General features: G+C 66.9%; 9 protein-coding genes. 6 read left to right on the plus strand and 3 right to left on the minus strand.

Annotated elements, in window-relative coordinates:
- Positions 1 to 82 precede the first annotated feature (82 nt).
- Both rpoB and G554_RS0110430 read left to right on the plus strand, forming a co-directional pair.
- Complete coding sequence (gene rpoB / locus G554_RS0110425; protein WP_027587838.1) at positions 83 to 3,565, plus strand: DNA-directed RNA polymerase subunit beta; 3,483 nt, start codon at positions 83 to 85, stop codon at positions 3,563 to 3,565.
- A gap of 239 nt (positions 3,566 to 3,804) precedes the next feature.
- On the plus strand, positions 3,805 to 7,683 hold the full coding sequence (locus tag G554_RS0110430) for a DNA-directed RNA polymerase subunit beta' (protein ID WP_027587839.1): 3,879 nt from the start codon (positions 3,805 to 3,807) through the stop codon (positions 7,681 to 7,683).
- A gap of 117 nt (positions 7,684 to 7,800) precedes the next feature.
- On the opposite strand, the gene G554_RS15885 is transcribed toward G554_RS0110430, so the two are convergent.
- On the minus strand, positions 7,801 to 8,841 hold the full coding sequence (locus G554_RS15885; protein WP_051232906.1) for a Gfo/Idh/MocA family protein: 1,041 nt from the start codon (positions 8,839 to 8,841) through the stop codon (positions 7,801 to 7,803).
- 260 nt (positions 8,842 to 9,101) lie between these two features.
- Here G554_RS15885 and rpsL point away from each other — a divergent pair, with 260 nt between their 5' ends.
- The 4 genes from rpsL (at position 9,102) to tuf (ending at position 13,743) form a co-directional block, all read left to right on the plus strand.
- Entirely contained in the window at positions 9,102 to 9,473 is a 372-nt protein-coding gene (rpsL, locus tag G554_RS0110440) for a 30S ribosomal protein S12 (RefSeq protein WP_027587840.1), read from the plus strand.
- 2 nt (positions 9,474 to 9,475) lie between these two features.
- Positions 9,476 to 9,946, plus strand: coding sequence for a 30S ribosomal protein S7 (gene rpsG, locus G554_RS0110445; RefSeq protein ID WP_027587841.1), 471 nt, complete (start codon positions 9,476 to 9,478; stop codon positions 9,944 to 9,946).
- Positions 9,947 to 10,174: 228 nt separating this feature from the next.
- Positions 10,175 to 12,268 carry an elongation factor G gene (gene fusA / locus G554_RS0110450; protein WP_027587842.1) on the plus strand — a complete coding sequence of 698 codons (2,094 nt, stop codon included), beginning with the start codon at positions 10,175 to 10,177 and terminating at the stop codon, positions 12,266 to 12,268.
- Between the two features lie 281 nt (positions 12,269 to 12,549).
- Positions 12,550 to 13,743 carry an elongation factor Tu gene (gene tuf / locus G554_RS0110455; protein ID WP_027587843.1) on the plus strand — a complete coding sequence of 398 codons (1,194 nt, stop codon included), beginning with the start codon at positions 12,550 to 12,552 and terminating at the stop codon, positions 13,741 to 13,743.
- 183 nt (positions 13,744 to 13,926) lie between these two features.
- Here tuf and G554_RS0110460 read toward each other — a convergent pair whose 3' ends face one another.
- Complete coding sequence (locus G554_RS0110460) at positions 13,927 to 15,810, minus strand: alpha/beta hydrolase (protein ID WP_169337792.1); 1,884 nt, start codon at positions 15,808 to 15,810, stop codon at positions 13,927 to 13,929.
- A complete protein-coding gene (locus G554_RS15890; RefSeq protein WP_051232908.1) occupies positions 15,803 to 17,596 on the minus strand; it encodes a bifunctional metallophosphatase/5'-nucleotidase in 1,794 nt (597 codons plus the stop codon). The genes G554_RS0110460 and G554_RS15890 overlap by 8 nt, the downstream gene beginning before the upstream one ends.
- Positions 17,597 to 17,599: the final 3 nt, after the last annotated feature.

The following is a 17,599-nucleotide window of genomic DNA, read 5'->3' on the forward strand; positions in this document are numbered from 1 at the left end:
CGCCCATGATTGACATGGGCCATTCGGCATGCCGCCAGACTGGTGTCACCCACCACTCAGGAGTTCTCGGAAGGACCGCACCTTGGCCGCCACGCGCACCGCGTCGAAGAACACCAACGTCATCTCCCCACAGAGCGGGAGAATCTCATTCGCCAAGATCCGCGAACCACTCGAACTGCCCAACCTGCTGGATCTGCAGGTGGAGTCGTTCAACTGGCTCGTCGGAAACGATATCTGGCAGTCCCACGTCGAGGAGGCCCTGGCTCAGGGCCGCACCGACGTCAACACCAAGTCGGGACTTGAGGAAGTCTTCGAGGAGATCTCCCCGATCGAGGACTACGGCGAGACGATGTCCTTGTCCTTCCGTGATCACCGCTTCGAGGATCCGAAGCACACCGTGGAGGAGTGCAAGGATCGCGACACCACCTACGCGGCCCCGCTGTTCGTGACCGCCGAGTTCACCAACAACGAGACCGGCGAGATCAAGTCCCAGACGGTCTTCATCGGCGATTTCCCGCTGATGACCGCCAAGGGCACCTTCATCGTCAACGGCACCGAGCGTGTCGTCGTCTCCCAGCTGGTCCGTTCCCCCGGCGTCTACTTCGAGCGGTCCGCGGACAAGACCTCCGACAAGGACATCTTCACCTGCAAGGTGATCCCGAGCCGCGGCGCCTGGCTGGAGTTCGAGATCGACAAGCGCGACACCGTCGGCGTGCGTCTCGACCGCAAGCGCAAGCAGAACATCACGGTCTTCCTCAAGGCCCTCGGCTGGACCCCGGAGCGCATTCTCGAGGAGTTCGGCGAGTACGAGGCGATCCGCCAGACCCTGGAGAAGGATCACGGCATCGAGACCCAGGACCAGGCTCTTCTCGACATCTACAAGAAGCTGCGTCCCGGTGAGCCGCCGGCCCGTGACGCCGCCCAGCAGCTTCTGGAGAACTACTACTTCAACCCGAAGCGCTACGACCTGGCGAAGGTGGGCCGGTACAAGATCAACAAGAAGCTCGGTCTTGACCTGCCCTTCGACACCCAGGTGCTGACCATCGACGACATCGTCGCCGCGATCCACTACATCTGCGCCCTGCACGAGGGCACCGAGGAGCTGCCCCGCGAGGGCCGCCCCAGCATCATCGTGGAGCCCGATGACATCGACCACTTCGGCAATCGTCGGCTGCGTACCGTCGGTGAGCTGATCCAGAACCAGCTGCGCACCGGCATGGGCCGGATGGAGCGCGTGGTGCGCGACCGGATGACCACCCAGGACATCGAGGCCATCACCCCGCAGACCCTGATCAACATCCGCCCGGTGACCGCTGCCATCAAGGAGTTCTTCGGAACCTCCCAGCTGTCGCAGTTCATGGACCAGAACAACCCGCTGGCCGAGATGACCCACAAGCGCCGTCTGTCGGCCCTGGGCCCCGGCGGTATCTCCCGTGACCGCGCCCAGATGGAGGTCCGTGACGTTCACCCGTCGCATTACGGCCGGATGTGCCCGATCGAGACCCCTGAGGGCCCCAACATCGGACTGATCGGCTCGCTGGCCTCCTTCGCCCGGGTCAACGCCTTCGGCTTCATCGAGACCCCCTACCGCAAGGTGATCGACGGTGTCGTGACCGACGACGTCGACTACCTCACCGCCGATGAGGAGGAGCGTTTCCTGATCGCTCAGGCCAACGATCCCCTCAATGGCGACGGCACCTTCGCCGATGAGCGCGTCCTGGTCCGCAAGCGCCACGGAGACCCCGATGAGGTTCCCCCGGCCGATGTCGACTACATGGACGTCTCCCCGCGTCAGATGGTGTCGGTCGGTTCTGCCTTGATCCCCTTTCTGGAGCATGACGACGCATCGCGAGCCCTGATGGGCGCCAACATGCAGCGTCAGGCGGTACCGCTGATCAAGACCGAGGCCCCGCTGGTCGGTACCGGTATGGAGTACCGCTGCGCCACCGACGTCGGCGAGGTCACCCTGGCCGAGAAGCCCGGGACCGTGCTCTCGGTCTCGGCCGACCTGGTCGACATCGCCTGCGACGACGGCACCTACCAGACCTACAAGCTGGAGAAGTTCCGTCGCTCCAACGCCGGCACCTGCATCAACCAGCGTCCGGTCGTGACAGCCGGGCAGCGCGTCGAGGTCGGCACCCCGCTGGCCGACGGTCCCTCCACCGATCACGGCGAGCTGGCCCTGGGCCGTAACGTGCTGACCGCCTTCATGCCCTGGCAGGGTCTGAACTACGAGGACGCCATCGTGCTCTCGCAGCGGATCGTCCAGGACGACGTCCTCACCTCGATCCACATCGAGGAGCACGAGGTCGACGCCCGCGACACCAAGCTGGGAGCCGAGGAGATCACCCGGGACATCCCGAACGTCTCCGATGACATGCTGGCCAACCTCGACGAGAACGGCATCGTCCGGATCGGCGCCGAGGTCGGTACCGGTGACATCCTGGTCGGCAAGGTGACCCCCAAGGGTGAGACCGAGCTGACCCCCGAGGAGCGCCTGCTGCGCGCCATCTTCGGTGAGAAGGCCCGCGAGGTCCGCGACACCTCCCTCAAGGTCCCGCACGGCGAGGAGGGCACCGTGATCGGTGTCCGGATCTTCGACGCCGACGAGGGTGACGAGCTGGCTCCCGGAGTCAACCAGATGGTCCGCGTCTACGTGGCCCAGAAGCGCAAGATCCAGGTCGGCGACAAGCTGTCCGGACGCCACGGCAACAAGGGCGTCATCTCCAAGATCCTGCCGATCGAGGACATGCCGTTCATGGAGGACGGCACCCCCGTCGACATGGTCCTCAACCCGCTGGGCGTGCCCTCCCGGATGAACGTCGGTCAGGTGCTCGAGATGCATCTGGGCTGGATCGCCCACTCCGGCTGGGACATCACCCAGGCGGAGGGGGACTGGGCCGAGAGGCTGCGCGAGGTCGGTCTGGCACAGGTCGAGCCCGAGTCCCGGCTGGCCACCCCGGTCTTCGACGGTGCCAAGGAGTACGAGATCACCGGGCTGCTGACCAACGGCATCCCCGATCGCGACGGCAACCGGCTGGTCGATCCCGATGGCAAGGCGCTGCTCTACGACGGTCGCACCGGTGAGCCCTTCCCCAAGAAGGTCGGCGTCGGCTACATGTATGAGCTGAAGCTCCACCACCTGGTCGACGACAAGATCCACGCCCGTTCCACCGGCCCCTACTCGATGATCACCCAGCAGCCGCTGGGCGGCAAGGCGCAGTTCGGCGGTCAGCGGTTCGGTGAGATGGAGGTCTGGGCGATGGAGGCCTACGGGGCCGCCTGGGCCCTGCAGGAGCTGTTGACCATCAAGTCCGACGACGTGCCCGGTCGCGTCAAGGTCTACGAGGCCATCGTCAAGGGCGAGAACATCCCCGAGCCCGGCATCCCCGAGTCCTTCAAGGTGCTCGTCAAGGAGATGCGGTCGCTGTGTCTGAATGTGGAGGTTCTCAACTCTGAGGGCATGGAGATCGATCTTCGCGAGACCGACGAGGACCTGCGTCCCAACGGCCTGGGTATCGACCTGTCTCGCAGGCCCGGAGCCGACAACGCGATGGCCGACTGAGACGCCGAGCGATGACGCCGCCGCACCGATCCGAACCGGGTCGGTGCGGACGGTGGACGTCATGTGAGTCGTGAGCTCGCAGGTCGCGAGGACCGACACGATCCACCTTCCTGAAGATTTACTTTCACAAGGGGTGGCGAAGGGCCTGGACAACCCTTCGCCGGACACGCCCCGACTGGGACCTCTCCTGACGAGGAGGGGCTACCACCCGCCGTCGCGGTGGGGGAAAGAGAAGCACTGTGCTGGACACCAACTACTACGACAGACTGCAGATCGGCCTGGCCACCGCAGATCAGATCCGCGAGTGGAGCCACGGCGAGGTCAAGAAGCCTGAGACGATCAACTACCGCACCCTGAAGCCGGAGCGCGACGGGTTGTTCTGCGAGAAGATCTTCGGGCCGACCCGCGACTGGGAGTGCTACTGCGGCAAGTACAAGCGGGTCCGCTTCAAGGGCATCATCTGCGAGCGCTGCGGCGTGGAGGTGACCCGTTCCAATGTGCGTCGTGAGCGGATGGGCCACATCGAGCTGGCCGCCCCGGTCACCCACATCTGGTACTTCAAGGGCGTTCCCTCCCGGCTGGGCTACCTGCTGGACATCGCCCCGAAGGACCTGGAGAAGGTCATCTACTTCGCGGCCTACATGATCACCTCGGTCGACGAGGAGGCCCGCCACCGCGACCTGCCGTCGCTGGAGGCCAAGATCCAGGCCGAGCGCGACCACGTCACCAAGCGCCGCGACTCCGAGCTGGAGACCCGCCGCGCCAAGATGGAGGAGGACCTCGGCCAGCTGGAGGCCGAGGGGGCCAAGGCGGACGCCCGCCGCAAGGTCAAGGACGGCGGCGAGAAGGAGATCCGTCAGATCGACCACCGCGCCCAGCGCCAGCTGGACCGGCTGGATGCCGTGTGGGATCGCTTCAAGAGCCTCAAGGTCCAGGACCTCGAGGGCGATGAGGTGCTCTACCGCGAGATGAAGAACCGGTTCGGCAAGTACTTCGAGGGGTTCATGGGGGCCGAGGCCGTCAAGCACCGTCTCCAGGACTTCGACCTGGCCGCCGAGTCCGAGTCCCTGCGCGAGATCATCAAGACCGGCAAGGGTCAGAAGAAGACCCGTGCCCTCAAGCGCCTCAAGGTCGTCCAGGCCTTCCTGGAGTCCGGCAACTCGCCGGTCGGGATGGTGCTGGACGCCGTTCCGGTGATCCCTCCGGATCTGCGCCCGATGGTGCAGCTGGATGGTGGCCGGTTCGCGACCTCCGACCTCAACGACCTGTACCGCCGCGTCATCAACCGCAACAACCGCCTCAAGCGGCTGCTGGATCTCGGCGCCCCGGAGATCATCGTCAACAACGAGAAGCGGATGCTCCAGGAGGCCGTCGACTCGCTGTTCGACAACGGCCGTCGGGGCCGTCCGGTCTCCGGGCCGGGCAACCGTCCGCTGAAGTCGCTGTCGGACATGCTCAAGGGCAAGCAGGGCCGGTTCCGCCAGAACCTGCTCGGCAAGCGCGTCGACTACTCCGGCCGTTCGGTCATCGTGGTCGGCCCGCAGCTCAAGATGCACCAGTGCGGACTGCCCAAGGCGATGGCCCTGGAGCTGTTCAAGCCCTTCGTGATGAAGCGGCTGGCCGATCTGGAGCATGCTCAGAACGTCAAGTCCGCCAAGCGGATGGTGGAGCGTCAGCGCCCGGTGGTCTGGGATGTCCTCGAAGAGGTCATCAAGGAGCACCCGGTGCTGCTGAACCGCGCACCCACCCTGCACCGACTGGGCATCCAGGCCTTCGAGCCCCAGCTCATCGAGGGTAAGGCGATCCAGCTCCACCCGCTGGTCTGCTCGGCCTTCAACGCCGACTTCGACGGCGACCAGATGGCTGTCCATCTGCCGCTGAGCGCCGAGGCCCAGGCCGAGGCCCGGATCCTGATGCTGTCGACCAACAACATCCTCAAGCCCGCCGACGGCCGTCCGGTCGCCCTGCCGAGCCACGAGATGATCATCGGCGCCTACTTCCTCACGATGGCCCTCGACGGCCTGAAGGGGGAGGGGCGTGCCTACTCCTCGATCGCCGAGGCGATCATGGCCCATGATCTGGGCGAGCTGGAGATCGGCGCGAAGATCAAGCTGCGTCTGCACGACATCACCCCGCCGCACGGCGAGACGGTGCGTGCCGACGGCTCGGTGATCCTGAACACCACGCTGGGCCAGGCGCTGTTCAACGAGGTGCTGCCGAGCGACTACCCCTACGTGGACTACCTGGTCGGCAAGAAGCAGATCGGCAAGATCGTCAACGACCTGGCGGAGAACCGTTCCCAGCTGCAGGTGGCCGAGATCCTCGACCGTCTCAAGGACGTCGGCTTCCGCTGGGGTTCGCTGTCTGGTGTCACCGTCTCCATCGGCGACGTCCAGACCCCTCCCACCAAGCCGCAGATCCTGGCTGGTTTCGAGGCCCGGGCCGACAAGGTGGACCGCGAGTACGAGCGTGGCGCGGTCACCGAGGAGGAGCGTCGTCAGGACCTCATCCAGATCTGGACCGAGGCGACCGCCGAGCTCACCAAGGCGATGGAGGCGAACTTCACCCAGACCAACCCGATCTACATGATGGTGCACTCGGGGGCACGAGGGAATATGACCCAGATGCGCCAGATCGCCGCCATGCGAGGCCTGGTGGCCGACCCGAAGGGCGAGATCATCGCCCGACCGATCAAGTCGAACTTCCGCGAGGGCCTGACGGTCCTGGAGTACTTCATCTCCACCCACGGTGGCCGAAAGGGCCAGGCCGACACCGCTCTGCGGACGGCCGACTCGGGCTACCTGACCCGTCGTCTGGTCGACGTCTCCCAGGACGTCATCGTTCGCGAGGAGGACTGCGGCACCACTCGTGGCATGCCGAAGACCATCGCGGTCGACGACGGCACCGGCAAGCTGGTTCCGGTCGGCGACCTGGAGACCTCGGTCTACGCCCGCTGCCTGGCCTCGGACGCTGTGGATGCTCAGGGCAATGTCATCGTGGAGGCCAACTCGGATCTCGGTGACGCCGAGATCGGCACGCTCATCGAGCACGGCATCTCCGAGATCAAGGTGCGCTCGGTGCTCACCTGCGCCGCCGCCCTGGGCTGCTGCGCCCGGTGCTATGGACGCTCGCTGTCGACCGGCAATCTGGTCGACGTCGGCGAGGCGGTCGGTATCATCGCCGCCCAGTCGATCGGTGAGCCCGGCACCCAGCTGACGATGCGTACCTTCCACACCGGTGGTGTGGCCGGTAATGACATCACCCAGGGTCTGCCCCGAGTGGTCGAGCTCTTCGAGGCCCGACAGCCGAAGGGCAAGTCCCCGATCGCCGAGGCCGCGGGAATCGTCCGGATCGACGACTCCGATGCTCATCGCAAGATGATCCTGGTCCGCGACGACGGTGAGGAGGATGTCGAGTACCCGGTGCCCAGGCGCGCCCGTCTCGAGTTCGACGCCGAGGGCAAGCACTTCCTGATGCGCGACGGGATGCGGGTGGAGGCCGGCCAGCAGTTGATGGGCGGTATTCCCGACCCGCAGGACGTGCTGCGCATCCTCGGCGTCCGCAAGGTCGAGGAGCACCTGGTCTCCGAGGTCCAGAAGGTGTACAACACCCAGGGCGCCGGAATCCACGAGAAGCACATCGAGATCGTGATCCGACAGATGTTGCGCCGGGTCACCGTCATTGACACCGGTGACACCCAGATGATGCCCGGCGAGCTGGTGGACCGTCCTCACTACGAGGCGGCCAACCGCAAGGCGATCTCCGAGGGAGGTCGTCCTGCCGAGGGTCGTCCGGTGCTGATGGGCATCACGAAGGCCTCGCTGGCGACCGACTCGTGGCTGTCCGCGGCCTCCTTCCAGGAGACCACCAAGGTGCTCACCGATGCGGCGATCAACGGCAAGACCGACACCCTGGTCGGGCTGAAGGAGAACGTCATGCTGGGCAAGCTGATCCCGGCCGGCACCGGCATGGAGCGCTACCGCAATATGCGGGTGGAGCCGACGGCCGAGGCCAAGGCGGCAGCCTTCACGATGAACTACGACCCCTTCGACTACGACTTCGGGTCCAGTTCCACCGCCGTGCCGCTCGATGATCTCGACTTCGGCGACATGGACTGAGTGGGCATCGCCCCGCTGACCGGCCTCGGCCTGGCAGCGAGGTGACGCCGTTCGACCGTGGGCCCATCCCTTTCGGGGGATGGGCCCACGGTCGTCCCCGGGGGAGGCCGCCGGTCCTCAGCGACCCGCCAGCTGGACCCCGGTGCGGGCCCGGATCTGGGCCATCAGGGTGAGTCTCTCGGCGGTCCAGCGCTGGGGGAGTGCGCACCGGGAGGGGTCGGCGACAGCGGCGGCGAAGGCGTCGAGCTCGTGGGCCATGTCGCGGATCCGGCGTCTGGGGATCTCGGTGGTCCGGGTGCGGCCGCCGGTGGTCAGGCTGAGGACCGAGGGGTCCTCGACGGCGTCGACGCTCAGGGTGCCGTCCTCGCCCTGGATGACGCTGGGGGCGGCGGAGTCGCTGATCTTCGACCAGGTCACGGTGCACAGGTGTCCGGGGTAGTGCGCCAGCAGCACTCCGGCGCCGTCGATCACCTGGTGGTCGGCGGCGGCCCCGGTTGCGGTGGTGGGAGTGTCGGTGGTCCCCGGTCGGTCGTCGTGGCGGAGCAGCACCGCCTCGGTGCTGAAGTCCGAGGGCCTGCCGAACAGCTCGATCATCGACTCCAGGGGGTAGCTGCCGATGTCCATCAGGGCGCCGGCCCCCATCGCGGGATCGAAGATCGCCGGGGTCTCGCCGGCCAGGTAGCGGTCATAGCGGCTGGATCGCTGGCAGTAGCTCAGGCTGGACATCCGGATCCGCCCGATCTGCGGCAGGAGGTCGCGAAGTGCGGCGATCCCTGGATGCCAGACCGAGTTGCGATTGGCCTCCAGCAGGGCCAGTCCGCGATCTCTGGCGGTGTCGACCAGGTCCTGCCAGCCGGCCGGCGTCACGCAGGCCGACTTCTCCACCAGGACATGCTTTCCCGCCTCGAGCATCTGCAGGGCTTGGTCGTGGTGGGCGGCATTGGGACTGGCGATGTAGACCGCATCGACATCCTCGGCTTCGGCGAGGTCCTCCAGGCGGGTGACGACCCGGGCGGCGCCCACCTCCTCGGCGAAGGCCCGGCCCCGGGCGGCGTCGCGGGAGTGCACCACGGTGTGCCGGATGGCAGGGTTCTGGGCGACGGCGTCCAGCAGATTGCGGGTGATGGCACTGGTTCCGATGGTGGCGAGCCCGATCATGGCCGTCAGCCTAGCCACCCTTCCTTTGCCTTATCCCCTGAGCGGCGTTATTCTTGTCTACTGTGTCCGGTGCACCCGGACACCACGTGCGTGCCCTGGCACGGCGACACGACCTCTCGAGTTGCTGCGAGACGGTCCGCCGCTGCGGAGTTCGTACAGTACCTGAGACGGCCCGAGCGAGGGACAGCGGTGATCCCGACGCCGGCCAACCAGGTGCGCAAGCCAGGGAACAAGAACCCAACGGAAAGAGATACCAGCCGGTGCCTACAATCCAGCAGTTGGTCCGAAAGGGCCGCACTGACAAGATCAGCAAGAACAAGACGCCTGCCCTGAAGGGCTCCCCGCAGCGCCGTGGCGTGTGCACCCGGGTGTACACCACCACCCCGAAGAAGCCGAACTCGGCTCTTCGTAAGGTCGCGCGTGTGCGGCTGTCCTCGGGCATCGAGGTGACGGCTTACATCCCCGGAATCGGCCACAACCTGCAGGAGCACTCGATGGTGCTGGTGCGCGGTGGTCGTGTCAAGGACCTCCCGGGCGTCCGCTACAAGATCGTCCGCGGCTCCCTCGACACCCAGGGTGTCAAGGGCCGCAAGCAGGCCCGTAGCCACTACGGCGCCAAAAAGGAGAAGTGAGCATGCCTCGTAAGGGACCGGCGCCCAAGCGCCCCGTGATGGTTGACCCGGTCTACGGGTCCCCGCTCGTCTCCCAGCTGGTGAGCAAGATCCTGATGGACGGCAAGAAGACCGTCGCCCAGGACATCGTCTACACCGCCCTGGAGGGCTGCCGCACCAAGACCAACACCGATCCGGTGCAGACTCTCAAGCGCGCCCTCGACAACATCAAGCCCTCCCTGGAGGTGAAGTCCCGTCGAGTCGGCGGCGCCACCTACCAGGTGCCCGTCGAGGTCAAGCCCGCCCGGGCCACCACCCTGTCGATGCGGTGGCTGGTCGGGTTCTCCCGCGAGCGCCGCGAGAAGACCATGGCCGAGCGCCTGATGAACGAGATCCTGGACGCCTCCAATGGCCTGGGTGCCTCGGTGAAGCGTCGCGAGGACACCCACAAGATGGCTGAGGCCAACAGGGCCTTCGCGCACTACCGCTGGTGATCGCCCGCCCCCTCGCCGATCGAATCGGTCGAACAGGGGGTATCCGCTTGCCGCCAGGAACGAGCAGTGCGCCGATGAGAATCCCGGGACCCCTGGTCCTCCTCTCATCGGCGCATGCGCGCTCATCACAACTTCCGCGGGCTCCTCGGCGAACTCCTCGCCCTTGATCCATCCGCGCCGAGACACAACCCGCCCACGATCATTTGAGAGATTTGAGGTTTGAACACTGTGGCCACCACAGACCTGACCAATGTTCGCAACATCGGCATCATGGCCCACATCGACGCCGGTAAGACCACCACCACCGAGCGCATCCTCTACTACACCGGCAAGTCCTACAAGATTGGCGAGGTCCACGACGGCGCCGCCACGATGGACTGGATGGAGCAGGAGCAGGAGCGAGGGATCACCATCACCTCGGCTGCCACCACCACCTTCTGGCACGGCACCCAGATCAACATCATCGACACCCCCGGCCACGTCGACTTCACCGTCGAGGTGGAGCGCTCGCTGCGCGTCCTCGATGGTGCTGTCGCTGTCTTCGACGGGGTCGCAGGTGTTGAGCCCCAGTCGATGACGGTGTGGCGTCAGGCCGCCAAGTACGGTGTTCCGCGGATCTGTTACATCAACAAGATGGACCGCACCGGGGCCTCCTTCGAGCACTGCGTCGAGACCATCAAGGACCGGCTGCACGCCATCCCCGTGCTGCTCCAGCTGCCGATCGGCGCCGAGGAGAACTTCATCGGCATCATCGACCTCATCGACATGGACGCCAAGACCTGGCGCGGTGAGACCGAGCTCGGGGCCCACTTCGAGACCGAGGAGATCCCCGCCGATCTCAAGGACGCCGCCGAGTCCGCCCGCGCCGAGATGCTCGAGACCGTCGCCGAGAACGACGACGAGTTCATGGAGCTCTACCTGGACGATCCCGACTCGGTGACCAAGGAGCAGCTCAAGGCCGCCATCCGACGCGGTGTGCTCGCCAATGCCTTCACCGCGGTGACCTGTGGCACCTCCTTCAAGAACAAGGGGGTCCAGCCGCTGCTCGACGCCATCGTCGACTACCTGCCCTCCCCCGAGGACGTCCCCGCCATCGTGGGCTTCAAGCCCGGCGATGAGGACGTCGAGCTGGAGCGTCGCCCCGTCGACGAGGACCCGCTGTCGGTGCTGGCCTTCAAGATCGCCTCGGACCCGCACCTGGGCAAGCTGACCTTCGTGCGCGTCTACTCCGGAGTCCTCAAGGCGGGCGAGCAGGTGCTCAACGCCACCAAGGGCAAGAAGGAGCGGATCGGCAAGATCTACCTGATGCACGCCAACAAGCGTCAGGAGGTCGCCGAGATGGGCGCCGGCATGATCTGCGCGGTGATGGGCCTCAAGGACACCACCACCGGCGAGACCCTGTGCGATCCGGCCCACCCGATCGTGCTGGAGTCCATGACCTTCCCGGCCCCGGTCATCGAGCAGGCCATCGAGCCGAAGTCGAAGGCCGACCAGGAGAAGCTGGCCATCGCCATTCAGAGGCTCGTCGAGGAGGACCCGACCTTCCGGGTGCACACCGACGAGGAGACCGGCCAGACCATCATCGCCGGAATGGGGGAGCTGCACCTGGACGTCTTCATCGACCGGATGAAGCGCGAGTTCCACGTGGAGGCCAACATCGGTAAGCCCCAGGTGGCCTACCGCGAGACCATCCACAAGAAGATCGACAAGCTCGAGTACACCCACAAGAAGCAGACCGGTGGTTCCGGCCAGTTCGCGCGGGTCGTCATCTCGATCGAGCCGACCGAGCCCGGTAGCGGATACGAGTTCGTCAACGCCGTCACCGGTGGCCGCATCCCCAAGGAGTTCATCCCCTCGGTGGACGCCGGCGTCCAGGAGGCCATGCAGTTCGGCGTGCTGGCCGGTTACCCGATCCAGGATCTCAAGTGCACCCTGCTCGACGGCGCCTACCACGAGGTCGACTCCTCCGAGATGGCCTTCAAGATCGCCGGATCGATGGCCTTCAAGGAGGCTGCCCGCAAGGCCCAGCCCGGCATCCTCGAGCCGCTGATGGCTGTCGAGGTCACCACCCCCGAGGACTACCTCGGAACTGTCATCGGCGACCTCAACGCTCGCCGCGGCCAGATCCAGGAGATGACCGAGGAGCACGGGAACAAGGTCGTGCGAGCGCTGGTTCCACTGTCGGAGATGTTCGGCTATGTCGGTGACCTGCGGTCCAAGACCTCCGGTCAGGCCTCCTACTCGATGGAGTTCGACTCCTACGGGGAGACGCCCTCCAACGTGGCCGAGGACATCATCGCCAAGGCCAACGGCACCAAGTGATCCGATGGCCTGCTGAGTGATCGGTCCGGGGCCGGGCGGGGGGTCACCTCCCGCCCGGGGTCGGACCCGCAAGGCGGATCCGGGGGTTCCCCGGAGCCCGTCGCCAGCTGTCACCGGAGTGATCGGTCAGTTTGACTGACCACATCCGGTGCGGCAAACTTGGACAAGTTCCCTGACCTCTGGTCGGGGCCGTCCAGAAAGACGTCCGTGGGATCCGCCTACGGGCAACCACACGACGCGTACCGCGCAACAGCGGGCGACATTTTTCAGAAGGAGCCCCAGTGGCAAAGGCCAAGTTCGAGCGGACCAAGCCGCACGTCAACATCGGCACCATCGGACACATCGACCACGGCAAGACGACGCTGACCGCGGCGATCTCCAAGGTGCTGCACGACAAGTACCCGGACCTCAACGAGGAGTCGGCTTTCGACCAGATCGACAAGGCCCCTGAAGAGCGTCAGCGCGGTATCACCATCTCGATCGCTCACATCGAGTACCAGACCGAGAAGCGCCACTACGCGCACGTCGACTGCCCCGGGCACGCCGACTACGTGAAGAACATGATCACCGGTGCTGCCCAGATGGACGGCGCCATCCTGGTGGTCGCCGCCACCGACGGCCCGATGCCCCAGACCCGCGAGCACGTCCTGCTCGCCCGCCAGGTGGGCGTCCCCGCGATCGTCGTCGCCCTCAACAAGTGCGACATGGTCGATGACGAGGAGCTCATCGAGCTCGTCGAGATGGAGGTCCGCGAGCTGCTGAGCTCTCAGGAGTTCGACGGCGACAACTGCCCGGTCGTCCGGGTCTCGGCCTTCCAGGCCCTGCAGGGCGATCCGAAGTGGACCCAGTCGATCCTGGATCTGATGGATGCCGTCGACGAGTACATCCCGACCCCGAAGCGCGAGCTGGACAAGCCCTTCCTGATGCCGATCGAGGATGTCTTCACCATCACCGGCCGTGGCACCGTGGTGACCGGCCGTGTCGAGCGCGGCATCGTCAAGACCGGCGAGGAGGTCGAGATCGTGGGCGTCCACGACTCGACCACCAAGACGATCGTCACCGGTGTCGAGATGTTCCGCAAGATCCTCGACGAGGGCGAGGCCGGCGACAACATCGGCGTCCTGCTCCGTGGCACCAAGAAGGAGGAGGTGCAGCGTGGAATGGTTCTGTGCAAGCCCGGAACCACCACCCCGCACACCGACTTCGAGGGTCAGGTCTACGTGCTGAAGAAGGATGAGGGTGGCCGTCACAAGCCGTTCTTCTCCCACTACAGCCCGCAGTTCTACTTCCGGACCACCGACATCACCGGCACCGTCGAGCTGCCCGAGGGCACCGAGATGGTGATGCCCGGTGACAACACCGAGATGACTGTTCACCTGATCCACCCCATCGCCATGGAGGAGCAGCTGAAGTTCGCCATCCGCGAGGGTGGCCGCACCGTCGGCGCCGGTCGTGTGACCAAGATCCTCAAGTGATCCTGCGGATCAGTGACTCTCAGGTGATCCTGCGGATCAACGATCCTCACGTGACGATCTGATCTCGTCACCCAGGCTCTGTGGCCCGTCCCCCTCGGGGGGCGGGCCACTGTGCATCTCAGCTGAAGGCTGCTGCGCAGCCGCGGCGCGACCCCGGCCAGGTCGACGACCCGCTGGCCGGACTCAGTCTCCTGCCCGGATGGTCCTGGGGACGGCGTCCTGGATGGCGGTGATCCGGGTCGGCGAGGCATCGACGCCGAGCACCTGGGACCAGGTGCCCACCAGCTCCTGGTGGTAGCTGTGGCCGTGACCACCGGGGGCGGCGACCGCGATGGCCATGTCGGCTGTCAGCTGCCAGAAGGTGGACCACGGGGCCCAACGGATCCGCGGGTTGACATCGGTGCCGGCACGCTCCCGGATCCAGTCGGGTTCCCGCCAGATGAGTGAGGGGGACCACCACACGATCGGGTCCGAGGTGTGCTGCACGTAGGCGATCCGGGGCGACTGCCAGGAGGTGTACGGGTTTCCCCACCGGTTGACATCGATGAACTCGGGGGAGGGGATGAATCGCAGGTGGCGGCCGCGATCGATCTCGGGCGCGATCTCGGGGGAGCCCAGTTCACGTGAGTCGGTGAGCTGCCGCCAGATCGGGGTGAATCCGGGGGTGCCCACCCACACCGCACCGTCGACCTTCGACATCATGTCGTCGATCGAGCTGAAGGCCGCCTGGCCCCCGAATGATCCCAGCGAGACCCCGGTGACATACAGCTTCGGCCGGTGCGCGGGGTCGAGGGTGGCCCAGTAGCCGCGAACGACGTCCAGCAGCTCCTTGCCGCCCTGCTGGGGTGAGTTGCGGTCCAGCAGGAAGGCCCCGGGACTGCCCAGGTAGCTGTACTGCATGGAGGCGGTGGCGCAGTCCCCGCCGGTGAGGTACTCCACCGAGGCCACCGACCACTCCTCCAGCCAGCCGGCACCGGTGGTGGTGTGCAGCACCAGGACCTTGCGGTCGAAGGCGCGGGTGCGGATCAGCTCGGCGAGCACGGTGCGGGCCCCCGCGGCGAGGCTGTGGTCGGGGCTCAACCCGGCATAGACCCGGATCGGTTCCATCGCCGGTCCGCCGGTCACCGCGGAGATGTCGGCGGCGGTGGGGCCGTTGCTGATGAACCGCTGGCCCTCCCGGCCCAGATCGGCCCACGGCTCCAGCGACGCCGGGCTGCCCGAGCGCAGCGCAGTGGTGGGCCGAACCGCTCCGGCGATGGTCTGGTGATTGAGCCGGGCGCGCTGTCCGGCTGCCGCGTTGGCGCCGGCTCGCACGATGACGTTGTTGGTGGCGACCAGCACGATGACCAGGACCATCGCCACCACCGCGATGGCCGCCGCCGGTTGGGCGATGAACCGGTGCACGGAGGCATAGAGCCGATGGACGCCGTGGCCGACCGCCCGGATCAGTGCGATCATCGCTGCCACCGCGAGCAGTCCCACGGCCGCGCCGATGGTCTGGTTCCACCAGATCCGGCGGGGCAGTTCCACGGTCCGGGAGATGTCGCGCTGCTGCTGAATGCTCCAGAACCACATCACGACGGTGATGAGGAACAGGGCGGCATAGCCGAGCCGGCGCATCACCTCCACGGCATGGCTGGAGGCGGTGATCCGCAGCCCGATGAGCCGGCCGAGGGTCCGCGCCCCGACTCCCACCAGCACCCCGACCCCGTAGGCGAAGAGGGTCGACAGCACGACGCTCAGCGCCGTCATCCACCAGGTCCGAGAGATGAGGCTGGGGGTCAGCGCGGTCCAGAAGCCGAACAGCCCCAGGATCATCCCGACCACCGATGCCTGGTGGGTGAGCCGATGGGTCAGGCTGCGTTGGTTGCTGCTCCAGTGTTCCACCAGCAGGGCGATCCGGCCCTCCTCGGGGATCCAGCTGCCGGCGATCACCGAGCCTTCCTCGGTGGTGTCCTCAGGAGAGCCGGGAGACAGCGGACGGTCGACGGTGGCCGGGTCCGGCTCGGGGAGGGCGGCGGCTTCCGGTTCAGCGCCTGTGCGCCGCTGGTCCGGCAAGTCAGCCACCGGACACCACCTGCCAGTTGCGGGTGAAGAAGTCGGCCGGATCAATGACTCCGCGGGCGCTGACGGTCTCGATGAGCAGTTGTCGGATCTCCAGCTGGCCGTCCCACAGCACAGTGGCCTCTCGGACATGCGGGAAGCCGCCACCGCCGCTGAGCCGGTAGTTGTTGAGCGCCAGGGCGAAGGGCTGGGTGGGGCCCAGGGCTGCGTCCTGCCAGCGCAGATCACAGATCCGCGAGCCCACCGGCCGGGAGATGTCGATGGTGTAGCTGACGCCGGTGAGGGCGTCGAAGTTGTAGTCCCACACCGTCCGCCCCTGCCGAGTCGCCTGGGTGACCCCGCCCTCGGCGACCGGCGCCGGGTCGATCGGGGTGCCCGGCGTCACCTGGCCGAAATAGCTCGCGGAGTGCTCCAGGTAGTCGCGCAGCTGGGCGCCGGTGAGGCGGATCGCGGCCAGTGTGTTCTCGAAGGGGTAGACGCCGGCGATGTCGCGCAGCCGCACGGTTCCGGCCGGCAGCACCGCGGTGCGCGAGAAGGGGGAGACCTGGGCGATCACCGGCAGCTCGCGATCCGGGGGATCGAGCTCGGCCAGCGCCCTGGTGACGGCGTCGACCTCGGTCTGGGCGATGAGGTCCAGGATCGGGGTGTCGCAGACGCTGGAGAACCGCGATTCCAGTGCCGTGGTGCAACGCGCGATCGGGGAGTTCACGTAGTCGATGGTGTGTCGATGGGCCGCGGTCAGCTCGGGGTCGCCGGCCAGCAGCTCGGAGTCCCCGACCCCGGCCGTCGCCAGGGTGGAGTGCCAGCTGCCGACGGCCGAGTGGTCGACCTCGACCGGCTCCTCGCCGCCGTTGAGGATCAGCGGAATGTCGACCCGGGCGAGGGCCGAGGCCCACGCCCCGGGCTGCGCGATGAGCACCCGATGAGCTGCACCGTCGACCACCGTGAAGCCCGGCGCGGCATGGGTGTGGCCGGCGATCACGACGTCGATGCCGGGAACCTCGCAGGCCAGCGTGGTGGCGCAGTTCTCGGCCATCCCCCGGTAGATCGGTGAGCGGCCGGGCTCGTCCAGGCCGGTGTGGGCCAGGACGACGATGATATCGGCCCCCTCGGCCCGCAGCCGGGCTGCGCACCCGGTGGCGGCGGCGACGGGGTCGGTCAGCTCGACCCGTCCCGCCAGCCGGCTGCGGTCCCAGATCGCCGATCCCGGGGTGGTGACGCCGATCACACCGAGCCTCACCCGGTGCCCGCGGACCCGGCGCTCGATCACCGTGGCGGCGCCGGTGAGGGGTTCACCGGTGGTCATCTCGATGGCATTGGCCGCCAGCAGTGGTGCCTTCAGCGCGTGTGCGTGGCCCAGCAGCCGCTCGACCCCGTAGTTGAACTCGTGGTTACCGACAACGCAGGCCTGGTAGCCCATCAGGTCCATGGCGCGCGCCATCGGGTCGCAGGCCAGCCCGGGGCGGGCGGCCAGGTAGGTCAATGGGGTCCCCTGGATCGTGTCGCCGTTGTCGAGGAGCGCCACGGCGTCCTCCCCCTGCTCGGCGCGGACCGCCTCGATGAGGCTGGCCAACCGGGCCAATCCCAGGGGGGGAGTGGCCTGTCCTGCGGTGGACCGCGGGTCAGCCGGGTACTCGGCGTCGCGGAAGTAGTCCCAGTTGAACAGGTGACCGTGCACATCGGTGCTGGCCAGCACGGTCAGGACGCCGCGAGAGCTGCCCTGGGGGCCGGTGGTCGCCGTACCGGCCGGCTGCTGGCCGGGCAGACCCGCCTCCCCGGGACCGCCCACCCC

It is taken from the genome of Acidipropionibacterium thoenii DSM 20276 (genome assembly GCF_000423445.1).
Lineage (GTDB): Bacteria > Actinomycetota > Actinomycetes > Propionibacteriales > Propionibacteriaceae > Acidipropionibacterium > Acidipropionibacterium thoenii.

What these genes read in the sequence shown, in the direction of transcription:
- G554_RS15885 (WP_051232906.1), bottom strand. Translation starts at nt 8,841, where the DNA reads ATGATCGGGCTCGCCACCATCGGAACCAGTGCCATCACCCGCAATCTG.
- rpsG (WP_027587841.1), top strand. Translation starts at nt 9,476, where the DNA reads ATGCCTCGTAAGGGACCGGCGCCCAAGCGCCCCGTGATGGTTGACCCG.